22 protein-coding genes are annotated in these 20,554 nt (G+C 72.9%); 3 read left to right on the top strand and 19 right to left on the bottom strand.

Annotation, left to right across the window (positions count from 1 at the left end):
- Nucleotides 1-75 precede the first annotated feature (75 nt).
- The 14 genes from AC2YHB_RS00315 to dacB form a co-directional block, all read right to left on the bottom strand.
- A complete protein-coding gene (locus AC2YHB_RS00315; RefSeq protein WP_179649080.1) occupies nt 76-444 on the bottom strand; it encodes a hypothetical protein in 369 nt (122 codons plus the stop codon).
- Entirely contained in the window at nt 441-1,154 is a 714-nt protein-coding gene (locus tag AC2YHB_RS00310) for a glycosyltransferase family 29 protein (RefSeq protein WP_218864690.1), read from the bottom strand. Before AC2YHB_RS00310 ends, AC2YHB_RS00315 begins: the two co-directional genes overlap by 4 nt.
- Nucleotides 1,147-2,271: a hypothetical protein gene (locus AC2YHB_RS00305; protein WP_179649079.1), complete on the bottom strand. Its 1,125-nt coding sequence runs from the start codon at nt 2,269-2,271 to the stop codon at nt 1,147-1,149. The genes AC2YHB_RS00310 and AC2YHB_RS00305 overlap by 8 nt, the downstream gene beginning before the upstream one ends.
- A gap of 65 nt (nt 2,272-2,336) precedes the next feature.
- Nucleotides 2,337-2,930 carry a hypothetical protein gene (locus tag AC2YHB_RS00300; protein ID WP_179649078.1) on the bottom strand — a complete coding sequence of 198 codons (594 nt, stop codon included), beginning with the start codon at nt 2,928-2,930 and terminating at the stop codon, nt 2,337-2,339.
- Between the two features lie 158 nt (nt 2,931-3,088).
- The gene (locus AC2YHB_RS00295) at nt 3,089-3,598 is read right to left on the bottom strand and encodes a DUF3180 family protein (RefSeq protein ID WP_308645560.1); all 510 of its coding nucleotides are present in this window, start codon (nt 3,596-3,598) and stop codon (nt 3,089-3,091) included.
- Between the two features lie 18 nt (nt 3,599-3,616).
- The gene (folK, locus tag AC2YHB_RS00290) at nt 3,617-4,186 is read right to left on the bottom strand and encodes a 2-amino-4-hydroxy-6-hydroxymethyldihydropteridine diphosphokinase (RefSeq protein WP_036550036.1); all 570 of its coding nucleotides are present in this window, start codon (nt 4,184-4,186) and stop codon (nt 3,617-3,619) included.
- Nucleotides 4,183-4,590, bottom strand: coding sequence for a dihydroneopterin aldolase (folB, locus tag AC2YHB_RS00285; protein WP_179649077.1), 408 nt, complete (start codon nt 4,588-4,590; stop codon nt 4,183-4,185). Before folB ends, folK begins: the two co-directional genes overlap by 4 nt.
- A complete protein-coding gene (gene folP, locus AC2YHB_RS00280; protein WP_179652245.1) occupies nt 4,587-5,432 on the bottom strand; it encodes a dihydropteroate synthase in 846 nt (281 codons plus the stop codon). Before folP ends, folB begins: the two co-directional genes overlap by 4 nt.
- 213 nt (nt 5,433-5,645) lie before the next feature.
- Nucleotides 5,646-6,224, bottom strand: coding sequence for a GTP cyclohydrolase I FolE (gene folE, locus AC2YHB_RS00275; RefSeq protein WP_308645707.1), 579 nt, complete (start codon nt 6,222-6,224; stop codon nt 5,646-5,648).
- Between the two features lie 50 nt (nt 6,225-6,274).
- A complete protein-coding gene (gene ftsH, locus AC2YHB_RS00270; protein WP_179649076.1) occupies nt 6,275-8,332 on the bottom strand; it encodes an ATP-dependent zinc metalloprotease FtsH in 2,058 nt (685 codons plus the stop codon).
- A 176-nt stretch (nt 8,333-8,508) separates the two neighbouring features.
- The gene (gene hpt / locus AC2YHB_RS00265; protein WP_036550028.1) at nt 8,509-9,060 is read right to left on the bottom strand and encodes a hypoxanthine phosphoribosyltransferase; all 552 of its coding nucleotides are present in this window, start codon (nt 9,058-9,060) and stop codon (nt 8,509-8,511) included.
- A 5-nt stretch (nt 9,061-9,065) separates the two neighbouring features.
- Nucleotides 9,066-10,046, bottom strand: a complete 981-nt coding sequence (gene tilS, locus AC2YHB_RS00260) for a tRNA lysidine(34) synthetase TilS (protein WP_487353275.1) — start codon at nt 10,044-10,046, stop codon at nt 9,066-9,068.
- A gap of 11 nt (nt 10,047-10,057) precedes the next feature.
- Entirely contained in the window at nt 10,058-11,125 is a 1,068-nt protein-coding gene (locus tag AC2YHB_RS00255; RefSeq protein ID WP_487353274.1) for a zinc-dependent metalloprotease, read from the bottom strand.
- A gap of 36 nt (nt 11,126-11,161) precedes the next feature.
- Nucleotides 11,162-12,652 (bottom strand): D-alanyl-D-alanine carboxypeptidase/D-alanyl-D-alanine endopeptidase, encoded by a 1,491-nt coding sequence (dacB, locus tag AC2YHB_RS00250; protein ID WP_487353273.1) that lies wholly within the window; start codon nt 12,650-12,652, stop codon nt 11,162-11,164.
- 179 nt (nt 12,653-12,831) lie between these two features.
- Between dacB and AC2YHB_RS00245 the strand changes: the two genes are divergently transcribed.
- The 3 genes from AC2YHB_RS00245 to AC2YHB_RS00235 all read left to right on the top strand — a co-directional run bounded on the left by AC2YHB_RS00245 (nt 12,832) and on the right by AC2YHB_RS00235 (nt 14,634).
- Nucleotides 12,832-13,323, top strand: a complete 492-nt coding sequence (locus AC2YHB_RS00245; RefSeq protein WP_036550602.1) for an inorganic diphosphatase — start codon at nt 12,832-12,834, stop codon at nt 13,321-13,323.
- A 112-nt stretch (nt 13,324-13,435) separates the two neighbouring features.
- Nucleotides 13,436-14,227 carry a helix-turn-helix transcriptional regulator gene (locus AC2YHB_RS00240; RefSeq protein WP_487353272.1) on the top strand — a complete coding sequence of 264 codons (792 nt, stop codon included), beginning with the start codon at nt 13,436-13,438 and terminating at the stop codon, nt 14,225-14,227.
- Between the two features lie 17 nt (nt 14,228-14,244).
- Nucleotides 14,245-14,634, top strand: coding sequence for a VOC family protein (locus AC2YHB_RS00235; RefSeq protein ID WP_487353271.1), 390 nt, complete (start codon nt 14,245-14,247; stop codon nt 14,632-14,634).
- Nucleotides 14,635-14,648: 14 nt separating this feature from the next.
- Here AC2YHB_RS00235 and AC2YHB_RS00230 read toward each other — a convergent pair whose 3' ends face one another.
- The 5 genes from AC2YHB_RS00230 to AC2YHB_RS00210 form a co-directional block, all read right to left on the bottom strand.
- Complete coding sequence (locus AC2YHB_RS00230) at nt 14,649-15,239, bottom strand: TetR/AcrR family transcriptional regulator (protein ID WP_487353270.1); 591 nt, start codon at nt 15,237-15,239, stop codon at nt 14,649-14,651.
- Nucleotides 15,239-15,928: a class I SAM-dependent methyltransferase gene (locus AC2YHB_RS00225; protein ID WP_179649070.1), complete on the bottom strand. Its 690-nt coding sequence runs from the start codon at nt 15,926-15,928 to the stop codon at nt 15,239-15,241. Before AC2YHB_RS00225 ends, AC2YHB_RS00230 begins: the two co-directional genes overlap by 1 nt.
- A 1-nt stretch (nt 15,929) precedes the next feature.
- A complete protein-coding gene (locus tag AC2YHB_RS00220; RefSeq protein ID WP_036550021.1) occupies nt 15,930-17,915 on the bottom strand; it encodes an acyl-CoA dehydrogenase family protein in 1,986 nt (661 codons plus the stop codon).
- Nucleotides 17,916-17,944: 29 nt separating this feature from the next.
- A complete protein-coding gene (locus AC2YHB_RS00215; RefSeq protein WP_487353269.1) occupies nt 17,945-19,213 on the bottom strand; it encodes a C40 family peptidase in 1,269 nt (422 codons plus the stop codon).
- A 250-nt stretch (nt 19,214-19,463) separates the two neighbouring features.
- Nucleotides 19,464-20,549 (bottom strand): phosphatase PAP2 family protein, encoded by a 1,086-nt coding sequence (locus AC2YHB_RS00210; RefSeq protein ID WP_308645559.1) that lies wholly within the window; start codon nt 20,547-20,549, stop codon nt 19,464-19,466.
- Nucleotides 20,550-20,554 lie beyond the last annotated feature (5 nt).

Below are 20,554 nucleotides of genomic sequence, written 5' to 3'. Positions count from 1 at the left end.
CAACTACCGAATTTGTCGTCCCTGCTGGGCGATCACGACAATTCTGGTAGTTGCGTGGCCAACCGACCGGCCCGCTCAGGCCTTGTCGAGGCCCGTTGCCGAGTCGACGCCGGCCCTCTCCTCGAGCACCCGCAGGCGCTCCTCGAACACCGTCGCGGCGCTGATCCGCGCCCGGACCCGGGCGTGCTCGGCCCGGACCTCCTCGAGCACGTTGCGGGCGGCCTCGACGTCGGCGGCATCGCCGGTGGGCGAGGGAGCGAGGCGCGCGGCCAGCTCCTCGACCCTCGTCTCGAGGGCCGCGAGCTGCGGACCCATCCGGCCCAGCTCGCGGACGGCGTCGGCGAGCCGGCGCTCGAGGTCGGCCATCCGCGGCCCGACGTCGTCGGGCAGGCGGTGCGCACGGCGCAGCGCCCGCACCACGTCCTTCGGACCGGGTCGGCTCATGCTGCTTCCTCCTCGGAGTCGGTCGGCCAGAACCGTACCTGCCCGTCCTTCCACCACCGCTGCAGGAGCGCGCCCTCGGCGGAGATCCGGTGCTCGGGGCCGATCCGGCCGCGGGCACCGGACTGGTAGTCCCACCGCTCGGGCGAGGGGTCGGCGACGTAGGACAGGCCGGTCAGGTGGACCTGCGCCTCGGGGAACAGCACCCGGGCGAGCCAGGCGGCCGTCGTACCGGTGGTCGGGGCGATGCCCTCCTCACGCCACGGCACGCCCAGCTCCTCGAGCAGCGGGACGGCGACGGCGTCGTTGCGGGCGACGACCAGGCCGAGGTCCGCGGGCCACGAGCCCGGCCAGACCTCGGGGCGGTGGAACATCCGCATCGGCTCGAGCAGGACGTAGAGCCGGGACGGGTAGTCGGCGAAGGACGAGGGCGTGGCCCGCACCATGCGCCCCCACAGCACGACGCTGGTACGACGCCCGGCGACCGGGTCACCGCCCGGCTGGTCGAGCACGAAGCTGTTCGTGCGCAGCACCAGGTCGCAGCCGTCGATCATCGCGGCGCGGGCCGGGGAGGGAACCATCGGCGCGTTGCCGACGACCGCGATCGACCGCACCTCGCCGGGGGCCCCTGGACCACCGGAGCCCGCTGGGCCACCGGGCCGGGCGTAGGACGCGAAGAGGTCGCGCAGCGGCACCAGCCGCGGATCAACCACGGAGCCTCCGGGCGATCGCGCCGCGCACCCGCGCGGGCAGCGGGCGGGGCGCGGGCGGGAGCGCCTGCGCGACCGCCTCCTCGGCGCGACGCTGGGCGCGCTCGTCCAACCGCTGCTCGATCGCCTCGTGCTGGCGGATCAGGGCCTCCAGGGCGGCGTCGAGCAGCTCGGAGTCGGAGATCTCCGAGGGCAGTCGCACGGCGTCGACGACATTGGCGGCGAGGTCGGCCGGGTCGCCCACGACGTCGACCTCGCCGGACAGGGCGGCCAGCTGGTCGACCATCTGCTGCGAGCGCTCGGTCACCCACGGCACGTACGGCGCCGGGACGCCGATCTTGCCGGGGTTCGGCGCGGTGAAGAGTCCGTCGCGCATCAGGTTGTCGCGCACGACCCGGATGTAGCGGTCCCGCATCGGGAAGCGGTCGCCCAGGCGGTCGTTGAACCGGCGGAGCAGCTCGGCCTCGGCCAGGCCCAGCGACGGGTTCTGCATGCCCTCGGGGGCGTTCGGGACGTCGGGGTCGAAGCCGACGATCGAGCAGAAGCGGTGCCACAGCAGCTTCGGGTCCGCGCCCGGCGGGGGCACGGTCAGCACGTGGAACCGGCCGGGCTCGAGGAACTCGCCCCAGCGCCGGTAGACCTGCACCGGGTCCTGCACCTGCCAGAACGCCTGCTCGGGCTCGTCGCGCAGCCGGTCGAGGTAGTGCTCGTAGGTGATCGACGAGCGTGCCCTCAGCGACTGCTGCCACTCCGCCGGGACCTGCCGGGCGAAGTCACGCGCGGCGTGGATGACGTGGACCGGGATGGGCGCGAGCGAGCTGACGATCCGCTCGATCTGCTCGGGCGGGGTGCCGCAGAGCAGCTCCTCGCTGATCAGGGCGACACCCTCGTTGAGGTGCGCCCGCTCGACGACGAGGTCCCAGGTCGCCGCGAGCTCCTTGTCGGCCCAGATGCCGCCGCGCAGGTCCGCCACGGCGTCGAACTGCATCCGGCGGTTGCCGGGCGGGAAGAAGAAGCCCTGCGCCCGGAGCTCCTCCTTGTTCAGCCAGATCATCCGCTGGAGGAAGCTGGTCCCCGTCTTGGGGGCCCCGATGTGCAGGTAGATGGCGCTGGCAGTCAACGGGGCGGGTCCTTCTCGGTCGGGCGGCGTGCAGCCATCCTAGGAGAGGGCACGAGGGCGGCGGGTCAGGCGGTCTTGCCCTTCTGCCACTTGCCCGCGGCGGCCCGCTCGGCCTGCAGCTCGCTGGTGACGACGTCGAGCTCGGCCTCCAGCTCCGCCATGCGTACGACGGCGTGGTGGGCGCGCTCCTCCGCGTCGGCCAGGCGGCCGTTGAGCCGCTCGGTCTCCCGCCGGGCCTCGGCTGCCTCGTCGCGGGCCTCGCTGAGGTCGCGGCGGGCGTCGGCCAGCTCGGCCGCGGCGTCGCCGAGGCGCTTCTCGAGCCGGGAGATCGTCGCGTCGCGCTTGGCGACCTTGCCGGTCATGTCGGCCGCGAACTCGACGTTCTCGGCGGTGCGGACCTCGGTGAGGTCGGCGTACGCGCGCGCCTGCTGGGCGCGGTCGCGGGCCGCCTCCTCACGGGAGTCCAGCAGCTCGGAGTGGGTGATCTTGGTGGCCGTGGCGCCGAGCAGCACCGCCACCAGCCCGGCGACGGTGACGAGCAGCCAGGATCCGGTCAGGGCCGTGGCGACGACGGCTGCCGCCGACACCACGATCATGAGCGCGGCGACCACGAGACGGGTCGACCGCTGGCGACGACGGTTGCCGACGGGGGAAGTCATACCAGCACGTTATGCCTCGGGAGGCTCCTGGGACCGACGACACGCTCGTCACACCTGTCACAGTGGTTACATCCGCACGATAGTCCCGGGCCAAAAGCACCGGGACGCGGGCGTTTTCGGTGCTTTTGACCCGGGACTACCGCAGCGGGGCAGGAGGGTCAGGGCGTCGGGTCGTCGTCGCGGACCCGGCAGGCCCGCTCGAGCAGCACCGCCGCGACCACCGCCAGCACGGCACAGCCGCCGGCCGCGACCGAGCCGATGATCCGCTCGTCGGCCTGCTCGGCGGGGTCGCCGATCCAGCTCAGCGCGTAGCCCGCGTAGCCACCCGCGACGAGCGCCGCGACCAGCGCGCTGGCGCGCGCGAGGACGAGCCGGTTGACCGCCTGGTGGGCCTCGAGCCGCTCGTGGCGGACGTGGACCGCGCGATGGGTCACCCAGGCGACGTACCCGAGGATCGCGGCCAGCAGCAGCAGGGCGAGCGGCTGGCCGAGGCTGACCAGCGGCGGGACGAAGCCCATCCGGTCGGCCAGCGGCTTCACGGCCCAGCCGCCGACCAGGCCCACGGCCGCCCAGCCGACCAGGGTCAGCGGCGGCGTGGGGCGCAGCGAGCCGGACGGAGGCTCTGCGGGGTCCCGGTCGGGCTCCCTGCCGTCGCCCTCCCGGCTCACCGTGCGGTCACCGTGGGGTCACTCGATCTCGAGGACGAGGTCGGGGCGCGGGGTCAGGCCGTCGGTGCCGACCTTGGCCAGCAGCTCCGCGACGGGGCCCCGGTCGAGGAACTCGGCGTCGGGCTCCAGGTCGAGCCACGGCTGCAGCACGAAGGCGCGCTCGTGGGCCTGCGGGTGCGGGAGCCTCAGCTCCTCCTTGTCGCTGCGGCGGTCGCCGACGACGATCAGGTCGACGTCGAGGGTGCGCGGGGCGTTCTTGACGTCGCTGCGCAGGCGGTCGAAGGCGTCCTCGATCGCGAGCGCGCGGTCGAGCAGGCGGTGCGCCGACAGCGTGGTGTCGGCGAGGACGACGGCGTTGAAGAAGGTCTGCGAGTCCGGCGGGCAGTCGACCGGCGTGGTCTCGTAGACCGGCGAGACGCCCGTGACCCACACGTTCGGGGTGTCGGCGAGGGCGTCGACACCGCCCTGGAGGTTGGCGAACCTCTCGCCGAGGTTGGAGCCGAGCGCGATCACGACCCGACGGATCGGGCGCATCTCCCCAGTGAGGGTGTCCGCGTCGATGATGTTCGGGTTGGGGGTCTCGGTCATGCTGGGGCCTCTTCCTTGCCGGTTCGGTTTCCCGCTGTTTCTCCCGCTCGGCGGCGAGTGATGGTCAGGCGCACGTCAGCGAACGTCGCCTGGATGGGCGCGTCCGGCTTGTGCACCGTCACACGCGTCCATTCAACACGACTGTCCAACAGAGCGACATCGGCTATCCGCTGGGCGAGGGTCTCGATGAGGTCCACCGGGTCCCGCTCCACGGCCGCGACGACCCGGTCCACCAGACCGCCGTAGTCCACCGTCTCGGCCAGGTCGTCGCTCGCGGCGGCCGGCCGGGTGTCGACACCCAGCACCAGGTCGATCCTGAAGACCTGTCCGTCGCGGCGCTCGTGGTCGAAGACGCCATGGTGTGCGAAGCACTCGATGCCGAGGATGCTCAGCTCGTCGGTCACGCGTCGCGCTCCTCTCGCCCCGCTGCCCGATCAGCGGTGTGTCCGGTCCACTGTGCCGCAACGGCCAAGGCGTCGCGGTGGGCGCGCACATCGTGGACCCGCAGGCACCACACGTCCGCACCGCCCAGCCCGGCCGCGAGCAGCGCGGTCAGGGCCACGCCCGCCGCCTCCCGCTCCCCCACCGGCCGCGGCTCGCCGTGCGCGTCCGCGAGCAGCCGGCCGAGGAAGGTCTTGCGGCTCGCACCGACCAGCAGCGGGAACCCCAGGCCGACCTCGCCGAGGTGGCGCAGCAGCTCCCAGTTGTGCTCCGCGAGCTTCGCGAACCCGAGCCCGGGATCCAGCACGATCCGGTCGTCCGCCACCCCCGCGGCGCGGATCGCCGCGACCCGCTGCGCGAGCTCCGCGGCCACGACGGGGACCACGCCGCCGTCGTACTCGGTGAACTGCTGCATCGTCGCGCTGTGCGCCCGCCAGTGCATCGCGACGTACGTCGCCCCGGTCTGCGCCGCGACGTCGAGGATCGCGGGGTCGGCGAGCCCGCCGGAGACGTCGTTGACGATGCTCGCGCCGGCCTCGACGGCCCGCGCCGCGACCTCGGCGCGCATGGTGTCGACCGAGACCCTCGCCCCGTCCGCGGCCAGCGCCTCGATGACGGGTACGACGCGGTCGAGCTCCTCCTCGAGCAGCGGCCGGGTCGCCCCGGGCCGGGTCGACTCACCGCCGACGTCGAGGATGTCGGCCCCGTCGGCCAGCAGCTGGCGCCCGTGCGCGATCGCGCGCTCGGGGTCGTCGTACCGCCCGCCGTCGGAGAACGAGTCGGGCGTGACGTTGACGACCCCCATCACGAGCGGCAGTGCAGTCACGCGGGTGACCCTATCGACTCCTCCGACCGTCTGGCCCCTCGGCCGAGTTGCCGCTTTTCCGGGTCGAGTTGCCAGTTCGCCCGATCGAGTTGCCGTTTCGGTGGCGGCGCCGCCACCGAAACGGCAAGTCGACGCGGCAAAGTGGCAAGTCGACCCGAAAAGACGGCAAGCCGGCGGACGGCGGGGGGTGGGTCAGCCGCGGGGGCCGCTGTGGATCAGCGCCATCGCCTCGGCGCGGGTGGCGGGGTTGTGCATGATCCCGCGCACGGCCGAGGTGATGGTGCGGGCGCCGGCCTTGCGCACGCCGCGCATCGTCATGCAGAGGTGCTCGGCCTCGATCACGACGATCACGCCGCGGGCCTCGAGGATCTCCATGAGCGAGTCGGCGACCTGGGTGGTCAGCCGCTCCTGCACCTGCGGACGCTTGGAGTAGACGTCGACCAGGCGGGCCAGCTTGGACAGGCCGGTGATCTTGCCGCTCTCGGCGGGGATGTAGCCGACGTGGGCGACCCCCGTGAACGGGACGAGGTGGTGCTCGCACATCGACCACAGCTCGATGTCGCGGACCAGGACCATCTCGTCGTGGCCGATGTCGAAGGTCGTGGTCAGCACGTCCTCGGCCGACATCCGCAGGCCGGCCGTCAGCTCGGCGTAGGCCCGGGCGACGCGGGCCGGCGTCTCCAGGAGTCCCTCGCGCTCGGGATCCTCGCCGATGGCGATGAGCAGCTCGCGGACGGCCGCCTCGGCGCGCGCCTGGTCGAAGGCGGGCACGTCCTCGGGACCCCGCGCGGGGACGGTGATCGGGTCAGCCACGACCGACCTCAGGCACCCGGGTTCGGCGGCTGCGGGTCCGTCGACGGGGACGGCGAGCCGCCGTACACGTCGCCACCCGGGCCGGGCGGGGTCAGGATCGCTCCGCCCTCCTTGCCCAGGTCGACCTGCTGGCCGTTCTGCTCGGCGCGACGGCGGATCTCCTCGGGGATCTCCACCGGCGGGATGTCCGAGGGGATGCGGGTCGGGGAGCCGGTCCACGCGGGACGGACGGGGCGCAGGCGGAGGGCGGTGAAGATCTCCGCGACCTCCTCCTTGTCGAGCGTCTCCTTGTCGAGCAGCGCGAGCACGAGCGCGTCGAGCACGTCGCGGTTCTCGACCAGGATGTCGAAGGCCTCCTGGTGCGCGGCGGCGAGGAAGTTCTTCGTCTCCTCGTCGACGATCGCGGCGACGTCCTCGGAGTAGTTGCGCGAGTGGCCCAGGTCGCGGCCCAGGAAGGGCTCCGAGTTGGACTCACCGAGCTTGATCGCGCCCAGCCGCTCGGTCATGCCGTACTGCGTGACCATCGCGCGGGCCAGCGAGGTGGCCTTCTCGATGTCGTTGCCGGCACCCGTGGTCGGGTCGTGGAAGATCAGCTCCTCGGCCGCCCGGCCGCCCAGCATGTAGGCGAGCTTGTCGAGCATCTCGGAGCGGGTCTGGGAGTACTTGTCCTCGTCGGGCAGCACCATCGTGTAGCCCAGCGCCCGGCCGCGCGGCAGGATCGTGATCTTGTGGACCGGGTCCGTGCCCGGCAGCGCCGCCGCGACGAGGGCGTGGCCGCCCTCGTGGTAGGCGGTGATCAGCTTCTCCTTCTCCGTCATGAGGCGGGTACGACGCTGCGGACCCGCGATCACACGGTCGATCGCCTCGTCGAGGATCTCGGCGGTGATGACCTTCTTGCCGTTGCGGGCGGTCAGCAGCGCGGCCTCGTTGAGGACGTTGGCCAGGTCGGCGCCGGAGAAGCCGGGGGTACGACGGGCGACGGCCAGCAGGTCGACGTCCTCGTAGAGCGGCTTGCCCCGCGAGTGGACGTCGAGGATCCGCTTGCGGCCGGCGAGGTCGGGCGCGTCGACCTGGATCTGGCGGTCGAAGCGGCCCGGGCGCAGCAGGGCCGGGTCGAGCACGTCGGGACGGTTGGTGGCCGCGATCAGGATGACCCCGCCGCGGACGTCGAAGCCGTCCATCTCGACGAGGAGCTGGTTGAGGGTCTGCTCGCGCTCGTCGTGACCGCCGCCCATGCCGGCGCCGCGGTGGCGGCCGACGGCGTCGATCTCGTCGATGAACACGATCGCGGGAGCGTTCTCCTTGGCCTGCTCGAACAGGTCGCGCACGCGGGAGGCACCGACGCCGACGAACATCTCGACGAAGTCGGAGCCCGAGATCGAGTAGAAGGGGACGCCCGCCTCACCGGCGACGGCGCGCGCGAGCAGGGTCTTGCCGGTGCCCGGCGGGCCGTAGAGCAGCACGCCCTTGGGGATCTTGGCGCCGACGGCCTGGAACTTGCCGGGCTCCTGGAGGAACTCCTTGATCTCCCCGAGCTCCTCGATCGCCTCGTCGCACCCGGCGACGTCGGCGAAGGTGGTCTTCGGCATGTCCTTGCTGATCATCTTGGCCTTGGACTTGCCGAACTGCATGACGCCCCGGCCACCGCCCTGGACGTTGTTCATGAGGAAGACGAACAGCAGGATGATCAGCGCGAAGGGCAGCAGCGTCGCGAGCAGCGACCCGAGCAGGCTGGGCTGCGGGTTCTTGGAGTTGGACTCCTTGATCGTGCCCTTGTCGACCTGCTCCTTCACCGCGGCGAGGAGCGTCTCCTGCTCGCCCTGGATGTAGTGCGAGAGCACCTTGTCGCCCGAGTCACGGGTGCCGTCGTCGAGGGTGGCCTCGATGGACTGGTCACCGTCGATGAAGGTGATGTCCTTGACCTGGCCCTCGGCGATGTACTTCTCGAGCCGGGAGGTGGGGATCTCGTCGTACCCGCCTCCGGGCGCGAGGAACTCGAGGGCGAGGACGACGGTCACGACCGCCACCACGATCCAGAGCCAGGGGCCCCTGAACACGCGCTTCACGTACTTACCCGCTCCCCATATTCCACGACAGGATCAGACGACGGTACACGCCGCCACGATCCCCATTCTGTCCGGTCCATGGTGACCGGATCCAGCGGAGGCGCCTGTACGCCCCGGGGAGCCCAACGGGCGGGGCGGGGTCCGGGTTCCCGGAGGGCCGGAATCGCGCTCGGGAATCAGGAGTAGACGGAGGGGGAGAGGGTGCCGATGTCGCGCAGGTTGCGGTAGCGCTCGCGGTAGTCGAGGCCGTAGCCGACGACGAACTCGTTGGGGATGTCCCAGCCGACGTACTTGGGCGTGACGGGCATCTGGAGCGCCTCCGGCTTGCGCAGGAGGGTGGCGATCTCGACGCTGGCCGGGCCACGCGAGCCGAGGTTGGAGGTCAGCCACGACAGGGTGAGGCCGGTGTCGATGATCTCGTCGACGATCAGCACGTGCCGGCCCGCGATGTCGGCGTCGAGGTCCTTGAGGATCCGCACCACGCCGGACGACTTGGTGCCGGAGCCGTAGGACGACACCGCCATCCAGTCCATCTCCACGTGCTTGTTCAGCGAGCGTGCGAGGTCGGCCATGATCATCACGGCCCCGCGCAGGACGCCGACCAGGACGAGGTCCTTGCCCTCGTAGTCCCGCTCGATGTCGGCCGCCAGCTCCGCGACCCGGTCCTGGATCTGCTTCTCGGTGAAGAGGACCTCGACCAGGTCGTCCGCGACGTCGCTTGCCTGCATGGGCGTCAGCCTGCCACAGCCGTGGGCCTGAAAAGCAGCCGGGAGCCGTCGCAGTATGCCGTGACGTGGCCCGGAAGCTGGACCTCGCCGCTTGTCGCCCCCAGCGCGAGCCGGTGGAGGGCCGTGACGTGGACGTGGAAGAGCTCGCTGTCGCGGGCACCAGCGGCCAGCGCGGCCAGCCGCAGCACCCGGGTCGCGACCGCCCGGGGCAGCTCCTCCAGCTCCTCCCGGTCCAGCCCCTCCGGCCCGCCGATCCGCTCGTACGACGCCAGCGCGATCCCGTCCAGCGCCTCGACGTCGTCGCGGACCTGGTCGGCGGTGCGGGCCAGCGTCGCCGCGACACCCGGCCCCAGCTCGTCCTCCAGCACGGGCAGGACGCGCTGGCGGACCCGGACCCGCGCGAAGCCGGGGTCGCTGTTGTGGGGGTCGTCCCAGAACTCGATGCCCTCGGCCAGGCAGGCGGCGACGGTGTCGGCGCGGGCGACGTCGAGCAGCGGCCGGTCGTAGTGGTCGAAGCTGCGGCGCATCCCGGCGATGCTGCGGCCGCCGGAGCCGCGGGCCAGCCCGAGCAGCACGGTCTCGGCCTGGTCGTCGCGGGTGTGGCCGAGTAGCACGCTCCGCGCGTCGAAGTGCACGCGCATCTGCTCGAGCACGTCGTACCGGGCGCGACGGGCCGCCGCCTCGATGCCGAGACCGGCCGGGTCGATGTGCACCCGCGCCGTGGCGGTCTCGTCGGCGCCGAGGGCCGCCATCTGGTCCACGACGCGGGCGGCGTGCGCCGCGGAGCCGTCCTGCAGGCCGTGGTCGACGGTCACGCCGATCACCCGGACGCCGGGCCTGCGCGCCTCGAACACCGTCGCGCTGAGCAGGGCGAGCGAGTCGGCGCCGCCCGAGCAGGCCACCAGGACGGCGTGGTCACGCTCGAGGCCGGCGAGCGCCCGTCGTACACCGTGACGGACGGCGGCGACGGCGGGGTGGAGGCCCATGACCCGGCGCCTCAGGCGAGGACGCGGCGGATCCAGCCCTCCGGGTCGGCCAGCTCGGCCTTGCCGGGGAGGTTCTCCGGGCCCGCCCACACGGCGTTGAACTCCTCCATGCCGACCTTGTCGACGACGGCCCGGACGAACTGGGCGCCGTCGCGGTACTGCGCCATCTTCGCCTCGAGGCCCAGCAGCCGCCGCAGGACGCGGTCGAGCGCACCGACGCCCTGGCGGCGCTTGGTGAACTTCTTGCGGATCTCGGCGACGCTGGGGATCACGGTCGGGCCGACGTCGTCCATCACCACGTCGGCGTGGCCCTCGAGCAGCGACATCATCCCGGTGACGCGGTCGAGGACGTCGCGCTGCTCGGGGGTGCTGAACATGTCGACGATGCTGCCGCCGCCGCGGGCCGCCTTGAGCGCCTCGGCGATCCGCTCGACGCCGCCGTCGAGCAGGCCGCCGGGGTCGACGGTGTCGCTGAGCGCCTCGATCTCGGAGAAGAGGTGGTCGCGCATCCACGGCACCGCCGTGAACTGGACCCGGTGGGTCTCCTCGTGCAGGCACACCCACAGCCGGAAGTCGTGGGGGTCGACGTCGAGCTCACGCTCCACGTGGACGATATTGGGGGCGACCAGCAGCAGCCGGCCGTGCGGCGCGTGGAACGGGTCGAACTGGCCCAGCACCTTGCCGGCCAGGAAGCCCAGCAGGCCGCCGACCTCGGCGCCGGTCACCTTCGAGCCCACCTTGAGCGCCAGCCCGGACGGCGGCTTGTGCGCGACCAGCTTCTCCACCGTCGGCCGGGTGGCGACCGCGAAGCCCTCCGCGTTGGCCTGCACCCAGCCGGGCCGGTCGACGACGAGGATCGGCGCGGTGCCGTCGGGGGCGTCGAGGCCGGTGAACTCCCGGACCAGGCCCGTCGAGCGGTTGGCGCCCGCCCGCAGCTCGGCCACGGCCTCGTCGGCCTCCGCGCGGCTGACCACGGGCCCCTCGCCCGCCAGGCGGCTGCCCAGCGCGACGGCGAGCCGCCAGTCGATCATCTGGGGGAGCTCGGCGCCGGACGCGCTGGAGTGGCTCGATGCGGGCATGGGGGAAGCGTAGGCCGTGGCCCCAGCGCTGCCGCGTCAGCGACCGCAGCTGCAGGCACCCAGCCCGGCGGCGGCGTCGTCCATCGCCGTGCGGGCCAGCCCGCTCCGGTCCGGTCGCACCCGGTCCGCCATCAGCGCGAAGACCATCAGGTTGCCCTCGCGGTCGACGGCGATGCCGGCGAGCGCAGACACCCCGGTGAGGGTGCCGGTCTTCGCGCGCACCCGGCCGCGCCCGGCGGCGGGGCCGTGGTCCATCCGGTTGGCGAGGGAGCCCGTGTAGCCCGCGACCGGCAGCGCGGCCAGCAACGGGCGCAGCTGCGGGTGGTCGTCCGACGCGGCCCAGCGGAGCACCTCGACGAGCACGTCGGGCGAGAGCCGGTTGTCGCGCGAGAGCCCGCTGCCGTCGTACAGGACCGAGGAGCCGAGGTCGATGCCGTTGGCCGCCAGGACCCGCTCGACGGCCGCCTGGCCCGCCTCGAAGGAGCCGGTGCCCTGGTCGGCGAGGCCGATCTGGCGCAGCAGCACCTCGGCGGCGTTGTTGTCGCTGACCTCGATCAGGCGCTGCACGATCTGCGCGACGGTGGGGCTGGTGACCTCCGCGACCGGCGTGCTCGTCGCCGCGGCGCGGCCGTGGAGGGTGCCGCCGGCGACCCGGATGCCGGCGCGGACCAGCTCCTTGCGGAACTCCGCGGCCGCGGTCGGAGCCGGGTTGGTGACCTTCGTGCTGCCGTCCGGCGTGCGCGCCTCGTCGACCCAGAGCGCGCTGATCGGCGCCACCTCCGAGGGGAAGTAGTCCGGCCGCCAGCGCGGGCTGAAGTCCGGGCCGGAGAAGAGGGAGTCGTCGTAGCCGAGCTGCACGGTGCGGACGCCGTCGGTGCGCAGCGCGCGGGCGGTGCTGCGGGCGAGGGTGCGGATGTCGGCGCGGTGGGGCTCGTAGGTCGGGCTCGACGCGTCGCCGGCTGCGGCGGGGGTGCGGGTCAGGAAGGGGTCGCCGCCGCCCACGAGGACGAGCCGCGGCGTGGGCCCCGACGTGTCGAGCACTGTGGTGGTGTCGAAGGTCCGGTCCGGTCCGAGCAGGAAGAGCGCGACGGCGGAGGTCACCAGCTTGGTGGTCGAGGCGGGCATCGCCACGCTCGCACCCTCGGTCGCCCGGTAGGAGATGGCGGTGCCGTCGAGCGGGCCGACCGCCGCGAGGACGTGCTTGCCGAGGTCCTTGTCGGCCAGCGGCCGCAGCGCGGCGGCGATCGCCGCGCGGTCCAGCGCACCCGCCCCGGCTGCCGGTCGCGCCAGCGCCTTCGGACGTACGACGTCCGGTACGTCGACCTCCGGCGGCGGGGCGACCGCGGCGGGATCGGCGGGCTGCTCCGCGCCGTCGCCGCGCAGGTCGTGCCACCACTCCTCCGCGGTGCCCGTCCGCCAGGCGACGCCGCCGCCCGCGAGCAGGGCCACCCCGAGGAGGCCGGCGACCACCTTCCGGGCGCGCCGCGGACGGGCGTCGTCCTCCCGGACGGCCTCACGCTTGCCCACTGGCCTCCCTCTCCGAACGGACAGGACCGGTCCACGACTGGCTCCCGACTGCGCGTTCGGGGACATTGTGCGGGACAATGCTGCGGACAACGGCGCGGGGCGGGTCCTCCAACGGATCACCAGCGCCCGGCCGGCCCGCCGCCGCGGGCGAACGAATGAGTGTGTGGAGGAAGCCAGTGCTGGAGTTCGACGTCCTCGTGGAGATCCCCAAGGGGAGCCGCAACAAGTACGAGGTCGACCACGAGACCGGTCGGATGCGCCTCGACCGCTTCCTGTTCACCTCGACGATGTACCCCGCCGACTACGGCTACATCGAGGACACCCTGGGTCAGGACGGCGACCCGCTGGACGCCCTCGTCCTGCTGCAGGAGCCGACCTTCCCGGGCTGCCTCATCAAGTGCCGCGCGATCGGCATGTTCCGCATGACCGACGAGGCCGGCGGCGACGACAAGGTCCTGTGCGTCCCCGCGGGCGACCCGCGCATGGAGCACATCCGCGACATCAACCACGTCGCGAAGTTCGACCGCCTCGAGATCCAGCACTTCTTCGAGGTCTACAAGGACCTCGAGCCCGGCAAGTCCGTCGAGGGCGCCGACTGGGTCGGCCGCGGCGACGCCGAGCTGGAGATCCAGGCCTCCTTCGAGCGGTTCAAGTCCGACGGCGGCCACTGAGCCCCCACCCGCCTCGCGGGAGCAACGACATCCGGGAGCCCGGTCGCGTGAGCGGCCGGGCTCTCGTCGTACCCGGGCGGCACTGTCCGTGGTGGCGCCTAGGGTCGCGGCCATGAACCGCACCGACCGGCTCTACGCGCTCGTCGAGGAGCTGCGCGCCGCCGGGCCGCGGGGCCGCACCGCGAGCTGGCTCGCCGCCCGCTTCGAGGTCAGCGTGCGGACCGTCGAGCGCGACCTGAGCGCGCTCGGCCAGGCCGGCGTCCCGCTGGCGACGCGGCAGGGCCGCAACGGCGGCTACAGCCTCGACCGGTCGATGACCCTGCCGCCGCTGAACTTCACGCCCGGCGAGGCGACCGCGGTGGCGGTCGCGCTCACCAGCACCGTGCACCCGCTGTTCGCGCGCGACGCCCGGAGCGCGCTGCACAAGATCCTCGCCGCCATGCCGGAGCACGCGATCGCCGAGGCTCGGGCGGCGGCCGCCAAGGTCCGGCTGGTCGTGCCCGAGGTCCCCGACCCGGACGTCGCGGTCGCCGAGACCATCTGGCGGGCGGTGCGGGACAACCACGTGCTCCGGATCGGGTACGTCGACGGCGACGGCGTCGAGACCGAGCGGCTGGTCGAGCCGCAGCAGGTCGTCGTCGGCCCGCGCGGCTCCTACCTCACCGCCTGGTGCCGGCTGCGCCGTGACGACCGCGTGTTCCGGATGGACCGGGTCACCCGGGCGGAGCGGGACCCGTCGCCGCCGGGCAAGCCCGGGCCGCCCGGCGTCCCGGTGGGGAGCGGTCGCGGCAGGCGGATGCCGGACGCGGTCCGCCACCCGGAGGAATTCTTCGCAAACACCGACACAGGGTTGTCGCGAACCGGCGCGACGGTGGTTCCGACGACCCGCCACCAGGGCGGGTGAGGACGAAGGAGACCCCCATGACCGCCACCGCACCCGCCCCCGGCAGCCTCGCCTGGTTCGAGGTCGCGACCGACGACCCGGAGCGTGCCGAGAAGTTCTACGGCGGGCTGTTCGACTGGAGCTTCGCCGACGACGGCCCGGTGTCGGAGAGCATGGACTACCGGCGGATCACCGCGGCCGAGAGCTCCGCCCCGATGGGCGGGCTGTTCGCGACCGGCGGCCGGCTGCCCGGGCACGCCGTGTTCTCGATCGTCGTCGCCGACGTCGCGGAGACCTGCGCGCAGGCCGAGGCGCTGGGCGGCAGCGTGGTCAGCCGGCACCTCGACGTCGCCCCCGGCGTGCCGAAGTTCGCCTACCTGCGCGACCCGGACGGCCAGCTCTTCGGGATCTTCGCGCCACCGGCCTGAGGCCCGGCCCGGGCTCAGTCGATCGTCGGCGCGAGCAGCGCGGCGAGCCCGGCGGCCAGCGCGGCCGGCGGGTCGTCGTGCTCGGGCGGCATGGTGACATAGCTGACCGCGATCCGGGCGAGCGTGCGCGCCAGCACCTGCGCACGCTCGGCCGGGACGACCGGCCACGTGCTGCGGACGACCTCCTCGAAGCGCTCCGCGACCCGCCCCAGCAACGGCGCCGCATCGGTCGTGACCACCCGGACCAGGTCATGGTGGGCGTCGCCGGAGCGCACCCGCTGGATCAGCGGGTCCTGCACGGACGTCTCGAGGTACAGCGTCAGCGCGGCCTCCAGGCCCGCCCGCGGGTCGTCGGCGTGCTCGGCGATGGTCACCGCGATCAGGTCGCACAGCGCGTCGGCGAGGGCCAGCGCGTAGGCCTGGGCCAGCCCGTAGCGCGAGCCGAACGCGTTGTAGAGGGTCTGCCGGCTCACGCCCGCGTCACGGGCGACGGCCTCGAGGGTGACGTCGCCCCAGGGGTGCTCGAGCAGCAGGTTGCGCAGGGCGTCGAAGACCGCCGCGCTCCGCTCGGAGGCCGACCTGCGTCGCGCCCGGGGCACCTGCATCAGCGCTTGACCCCGCGGAAGTAGCCGATCGCGCCGCTCTTCTCGATCACGACGTCGGCGATGCCCTGGCCGGCCAGCCACCCCTCGAGGTCGTCGCTGGTGCAGCCCGGTCCGAGCAGGCCGGCGATCCGGCCGGCCTTGCGCAGCGGCGCGTAGCGCACCGAGTCGTTGAGCAGCGCGCTGCCCGTGAGTACGCCGCCCGGCCGGAGCACGCGCGCCATCTCGATGACGGCCCGGGCCGGGTCGGGGAAGCAGTGCAGGCCGGTGAAGGTGACCACGAGGTCGAAGGACGCGTCCGCGAACGGCAGGTCGCCGACGTCGGCGATGCGGGGCTCGACCTGGTCGGCGACGCCGCGCTCCTGCGCAGCCTCCATCGTGCGGTCCAGCATGGCCTGCGCGATGTCGGCGGCGACGTACTCGACGCCCTGGCCGGGCTTCAGCCCGCGCAGGGCGACACCACCACCGCACGGGATGTCGAGGATGCGCGCGCCGGCGGGCTGGCGACCGATCTCGGCCGCCGCGCGGTAGAGGAGGCGCAGGTCGCTCTGGATGCCGACGCGCCAGATCGCGCCGCCCGCACGCGGGTGCTCGACCGTCCAGTCGTAGAAGGACGCCCACAGCGGGTCGTCGGACCAGCCGCCGAGGCCGGGGACCTTCGACACGGCAGCGCGCACGAGGTGGGTGGGCATCTCAGGCACCTCCCTCGACCAGGGCCGGGGCTCGGAGCAGCGGCTCGGGGACGGCGAAGGCGTCGACCAGCTCGCGCGCGACGGGGCGGAGCCGGCGGCACAGGTCGCCGACCTCGCGGGTGATCGCCTTCGACCGTTGGGTGGACAGGCGGTCGTGCTCGATGAACCACGCGGCGTCGGCCTCGATGCCGGAGAGCGCGTGGAGGTCGCACAGCGCGTTGAGGGCGAGCTTGAGGTCGCCGTCCTCCATCGCGGCGACCTGCTCGACGAAGGCCTCCAGCACGATGCGCTCGACGTGGGCTCGGGCCGCGGCGATCACGTGGTCCTGGACGCGGGAGAAGACCTCGCCGGGGTTCATGCCGGAGTCGACACCGCGCTTGAGGCGCCGGGCGACACCGCCGATCCGGTGCTCCTCGCGGAAGCGGTACATCGCGAGGTGGTACTCCGGGTCGCGCAGTCCCGCGTCGGTCGACCAGCTGTCGTTGCCGCCCGACGGCAGCGCGTCGCGGATGCTCTGCAGCAGGCGGTGGGCGCGGGTCTTCTCGAGGACCGTGTCGACCGCGAGGCCGGCGACGAAACGCACCATGCCGAGCTGGTCGAGGTCGGAGAAGTCGCTCGCGAAGTCCGTGAGCAGGCCCTTGCCGACCAGCTGCAGCAGGACGTGGTTGTCGCCCTCGAAGGTCGTGAAGACATCGGTGTCGGCCTTGAGCGCGGCGAACCGGTTGACCGACAGGTAGCCGGCCCCGCCGCACGCCTCGCGGCACTCCTGGATCACGTCGGTGGCCAGCCAGGTCGACAGCGCCTTCGTCCCGGCGGCCCGCGACTCCAGCAGCCGCCGCGACTCCTCGTCGGTCGTGATGCCCGAGAACACGTCGTGGAGGCGCGCGGCGAGCACCTCCTGCGCGAAGTGCAGCGCGTAGGTGCGCGCCAGCCGCGGGAGCAGGCGGCGCTGGTGCAGGCCGTAGTCGAGCAGCAGCTGCTCCTTCTCGCCGTCCGCGCCCTCGCCGGCACCGGTCTCGAACTGGCGTCGCTGCAGGGCGTAGCGGACCGCGATCGTCAGGGCGACCTTCGCGGCGCTGACCCCGGCCGCGCCGACCGAGACCCGGCCCTGGACGAGCGTCCCGAGCATCGTGAAGAAGCGACGACCCGCGCTCTCGATCTCGCTGACGTACGTGCCGTCCTCGGTGACGTCGGCGAACCGGTTGAGCAACGCCTCCCGCGGCACCCGCACCCCGTCGAACCAGATCCGGCCGTTGTCGACGCCGTTGAGGCCCATCTTGTGGCCGTCGTCCTCGATCCGGATGCCCGGCAGCGTGGCGCCCGCCTCGTCGCGCAGGGGTACGACGAGCGCGTGCACGCCGTGCTCCTCCCCCGCCACCTCGAGTTGCGCGAACACCACCGCGACCCGGGCGTGCTTCGCGGCGTTGCCGATGTAGTCCTTGCCGGCCTCGGGCGTCGTCGTCGTGATGACGAACTCCCCCGCCTCCGGGTCGTAGGAGGCGACCGTGCCGAGGGCCTGCACGTTGCTGCCGTGGCCGGTCTCGGTCATCGCGAAGCAGCCGAGCAGGCGCCCGGCGATCAGGTCGGCCAGGTACGCGTCGTGGTGCCGCTTCGTGCCGAGCTGCAGGATCGCGCCACCGAACAGGCCGAACTGCACGCCGACCTTCACCAGCACCGAGAGGTCGCCGTAGGCGAGGGTGCCGAAGGCCGCGATCGAGGCGCCGATGTCGCCACCTCCGCCGTACTCCTCGGGGAAGCCCATGCCGACCGCGCCGGTGCTCGCGATCTCGAGGACGACCTCTTTGACCCGCTCGCGGAACTCCTCGCGCGGCATCGTCTCGGCATCCTCGAGCACGGAGGCGTACGTCGGAAGCAGCGCCCGCACGGTGCGGCGGACGTCGGCGTACCGGCCGTCCAGCAGTTCGGTGAGCGCGGGGACGTCGACGGTGAGGACCGGCGGCGCGCTGGTGGTGGACTCCTCGGCCATGGGCCGAACCTAGTGGATCGGCGGGCGGATCAGGGCCGCGCGTAGAAGTCGGGCGTCCGCCAGTAGTACATCGACTCCTCGGTCACCGGGCGTCCGGTGCGCGGGGCGTGGATGATCCGGCCGCCGCCGACGTAGAGCGCGACGTGGTAGATCGACGACGGGCTGCCGCTGTCGCCCCAGAACACGAGGTCGCCCGGGCGGAGCTGGCCGGCCGCGATCGGCGTCGAGACGTCGTACTGGGCGACGGAGTAGTGCGGCAGGCTCTTGCCGCCGGCGGCCCACGCCTTCGAGGTCAGGCCCGAGCAGTCCCACGAGCCGGGTCCGGCCGCGCCCCACTGGTACGGCTCGCCGAGCTGCGCGCGGGCGAAGGCGATCGCGGCCTGGGCGCCCCCGGAGGGAGCAGGCGGGTCCGCGGGCGCGGGGTTTGCGGGCTCGGGGTCGGCGGGCGCGGGGTCGGGAGCGGGGCCGTCGTCGGCGGGCTGGGGCTGCGGGTCCGGCCGGGGCTCCGGGTCGGGGGTCGCGGCCGCCCGTGCCCGGCGGGTCTCCGACTCGAGCGCGTCCTGGCGTCGCTGGGCGACCGCGACGCTCACGCCCTGCAGCCGGGCCAGGGTCGCGACCAGGCGCACCTTCTGGCGACCGACTCGGCGGGCCGTCGCCGCCGCGGCGTCGGCCTCCGCCTGCGCCGCGTCGCGTGCCGTCCGGGCCTTCGCCAGGGCCTGCTCGGCCTCGTCGGCCGCGGCCGTGGCCGACTCCTCCGCCTTCGCGGCGGCGCCGGCCGCGGCGTCGTACTCGGCGCGCTGCTGGTCGAGCAGGTCGTCGACCCGGTCCTTGCTCGCGGTCTCCTCCAGCAGCGCCTGCATGTCGTCCGCGGCGAGGATCGCGTTGGCGGCGGCGAGGTCGGTGCCCGCGCCGCTGGTCGTGATCAGGACGTCGCGGTACGCCGCCTTCTGCGCCCGCAGCGCCTTGTCGGCGCGGGCCGACGCGGCCGTCGCCGTCCGCTCCCGGACCCGCGCCTGCTGCGCCTCCCAGCGGGCGCCGTTCCACGCCTCGGCCGCCTTCGCGGCCCGGACGGACGCGGCGTCGAGGGCGTCGTCGGCGGCCGCGAGGCGCTCCTGGATCCCGTCGACGTCGGTCCGCGCGTCGGCCGCTCGCTCCTTGGCCGCGCGGACGTCGGCGGCGCTGGGGGTGCTGCTCCCCGAGCCGCCGCCGGCCCCGTCCGGGTCGGCGATCGCCGGCGCGACCACCCCCGCGGTCAGCACGAGCGCGAGCAGTCCGGTCCCGAGAGTTGGCGTACGCACTCGCGTCACCGTAGTGCGATTTCGTCACATTGGAAACAAAAATCCCAAGATTCTCAGGAGTTGTCGGCGTGTCGGCTTGACGAACTACATCGTTGTAATTCCTAGAAGTCGCCGCCAGTTTCACCGGCCGGCCGGTGAAACTGGCGCGCTTGAACGACGAAACTCACGCTTGGACGATGAAGTTTCGTCGTCCAAGCGTGAGTTTCACCGGCCGGCCGGTGAAACTCCCAGACGGCAGCAGTCAGCGACGTCAGTCGACGTCGACCGGCACCTTCGACGTGGTCGTCGTCGGGTGCGAGTGCCCGTGCCTGTCGAACTTCTGCCCGCTCGCCACGCCGCCCACGTAGAAGGACACGATGGCGATCGCGATGCCGGCGAGGTCGTCGGCGACATAGTGCCAGCCGAAGTAGAGGGTCGCGATGACGGTGAGGCCGAAGTTGACCCAGAAGATCCACTTCAGGATCTTCGAGCGCAGCGTGTACTGCACCATCAGCGCGAACAGCAGGGTGATCGCGCAGTGCAGGCTGGCGAAGCCGGCGATCGAGTTCACGGACCCGGTCGCGCCGCCGTACAGCACGTTGCCGCGGGCCCGGACGATCGAGTTCATCAGGTCGGTCGTGCCGGTGTGGGTGAGGCCGTCGACGCCGTAGTACAGCGAGGCGTAGGCGATGCCGGGTCCCAGGGTCGGCAGCAGGTAGTACGACAGGGTGCCCAGCGACCAGGCGAGGCACTGCGCCGTGACGAACCAGTAGCCGAAGGACATGTTGCGCGACCAGACCAGCCACGCCGTGACGCCGAGCGGCACGAGCGGCAGGAACATGAGGTAGATCGGCGACAGGATCTCGGCGGTGAACGTCGTGCCGAAGATCCCGTGGAGGACCTCGCTCGGGTCGTGGCCGAAGAAGATGACCTTGTCGAGCAGGTGCAGCTCGCGGTCGTACGACAGCGCCCTCGGCTTGTCCGCCGTCGCGTCCGGCGCGGAGCGCACGAAGGGCAGGAACGACTTGAGGTTCCGGTAGCTGACGTAGGTCAGGTAGAAGCTGATGACGCCGATGCCGACGAGCGTCGCCCGTTCCTTGGTCCAGTGCGTCTTCAGCCGGTGCTTCGCGATCGGCAGCACCCGGTTCGGACGCCCCCGCGCGCGCCACAGCGTCAGCGGCAGCAGGTCGAGGAGCAGGGCCCCGACCAGGAGCAGCGGGAGGCGGATGTACGACGGCCCGAGGAAGCTGCCCTCCGGGTCGAGCAGCCGCCGGTCGAGCTTGACGGCGGCGAACACTGCGAGGCCCAGCATGAGCGCGGCCGTGCCGATGAGGAGGGTATAGGCGCGGCGGTACACCCGAC

It is taken from the genome of Nocardioides sp. SRI_004 (genome assembly GCF_057586415.1).
Note: the sequence above shows the minus strand (reverse complement) of the source record. Positions and strands in the feature narration are given on the sequence as shown.

What these genes read in the sequence shown, in the direction of transcription:
- AC2YHB_RS00315 (WP_179649080.1), bottom strand. Translation starts at nt 444, where the DNA reads ATGAGCCGACCCGGTCCGAAGGACGTGGTGCGGGCGCTGCGCCGTGCG.
- AC2YHB_RS00300 (WP_179649078.1), bottom strand. Translation starts at nt 2,930, where the DNA reads ATGACTTCCCCCGTCGGCAACCGTCGTCGCCAGCGGTCGACCCGTCTC.
- folK (WP_036550036.1), bottom strand. Translation starts at nt 4,186, where the DNA reads ATGACCGAGACCCCCAACCCGAACATCATCGACGCGGACACCCTCACT.
- folP (WP_179652245.1), bottom strand. Translation starts at nt 5,432, where the DNA reads ATGGGGGTCGTCAACGTCACGCCCGACTCGTTCTCCGACGGCGGGCGG.
- hpt (WP_036550028.1), bottom strand. Translation starts at nt 9,060, where the DNA reads ATGCAGGCAAGCGACGTCGCGGACGACCTGGTCGAGGTCCTCTTCACC.
- tilS (WP_487353275.1), bottom strand. Translation starts at nt 10,046, where the DNA reads ATGGGCCTCCACCCCGCCGTCGCCGCCGTCCGTCACGGTGTACGACGG.
- AC2YHB_RS00255 (WP_487353274.1), bottom strand. Translation starts at nt 11,125, where the DNA reads ATGCCCGCATCGAGCCACTCCAGCGCGTCCGGCGCCGAGCTCCCCCAG.
- AC2YHB_RS00240 (WP_487353272.1), top strand. Translation starts at nt 13,436, where the DNA reads ATGAACCGCACCGACCGGCTCTACGCGCTCGTCGAGGAGCTGCGCGCC.
- AC2YHB_RS00235 (WP_487353271.1), top strand. Translation starts at nt 14,245, where the DNA reads ATGACCGCCACCGCACCCGCCCCCGGCAGCCTCGCCTGGTTCGAGGTC.
- AC2YHB_RS00230 (WP_487353270.1), bottom strand. Translation starts at nt 15,239, where the DNA reads ATGCAGGTGCCCCGGGCGCGACGCAGGTCGGCCTCCGAGCGGAGCGCG.
- AC2YHB_RS00225 (WP_179649070.1), bottom strand. Translation starts at nt 15,928, where the DNA reads ATGCCCACCCACCTCGTGCGCGCTGCCGTGTCGAAGGTCCCCGGCCTC.
- AC2YHB_RS00220 (WP_036550021.1), bottom strand. Translation starts at nt 17,915, where the DNA reads ATGGCCGAGGAGTCCACCACCAGCGCGCCGCCGGTCCTCACCGTCGAC.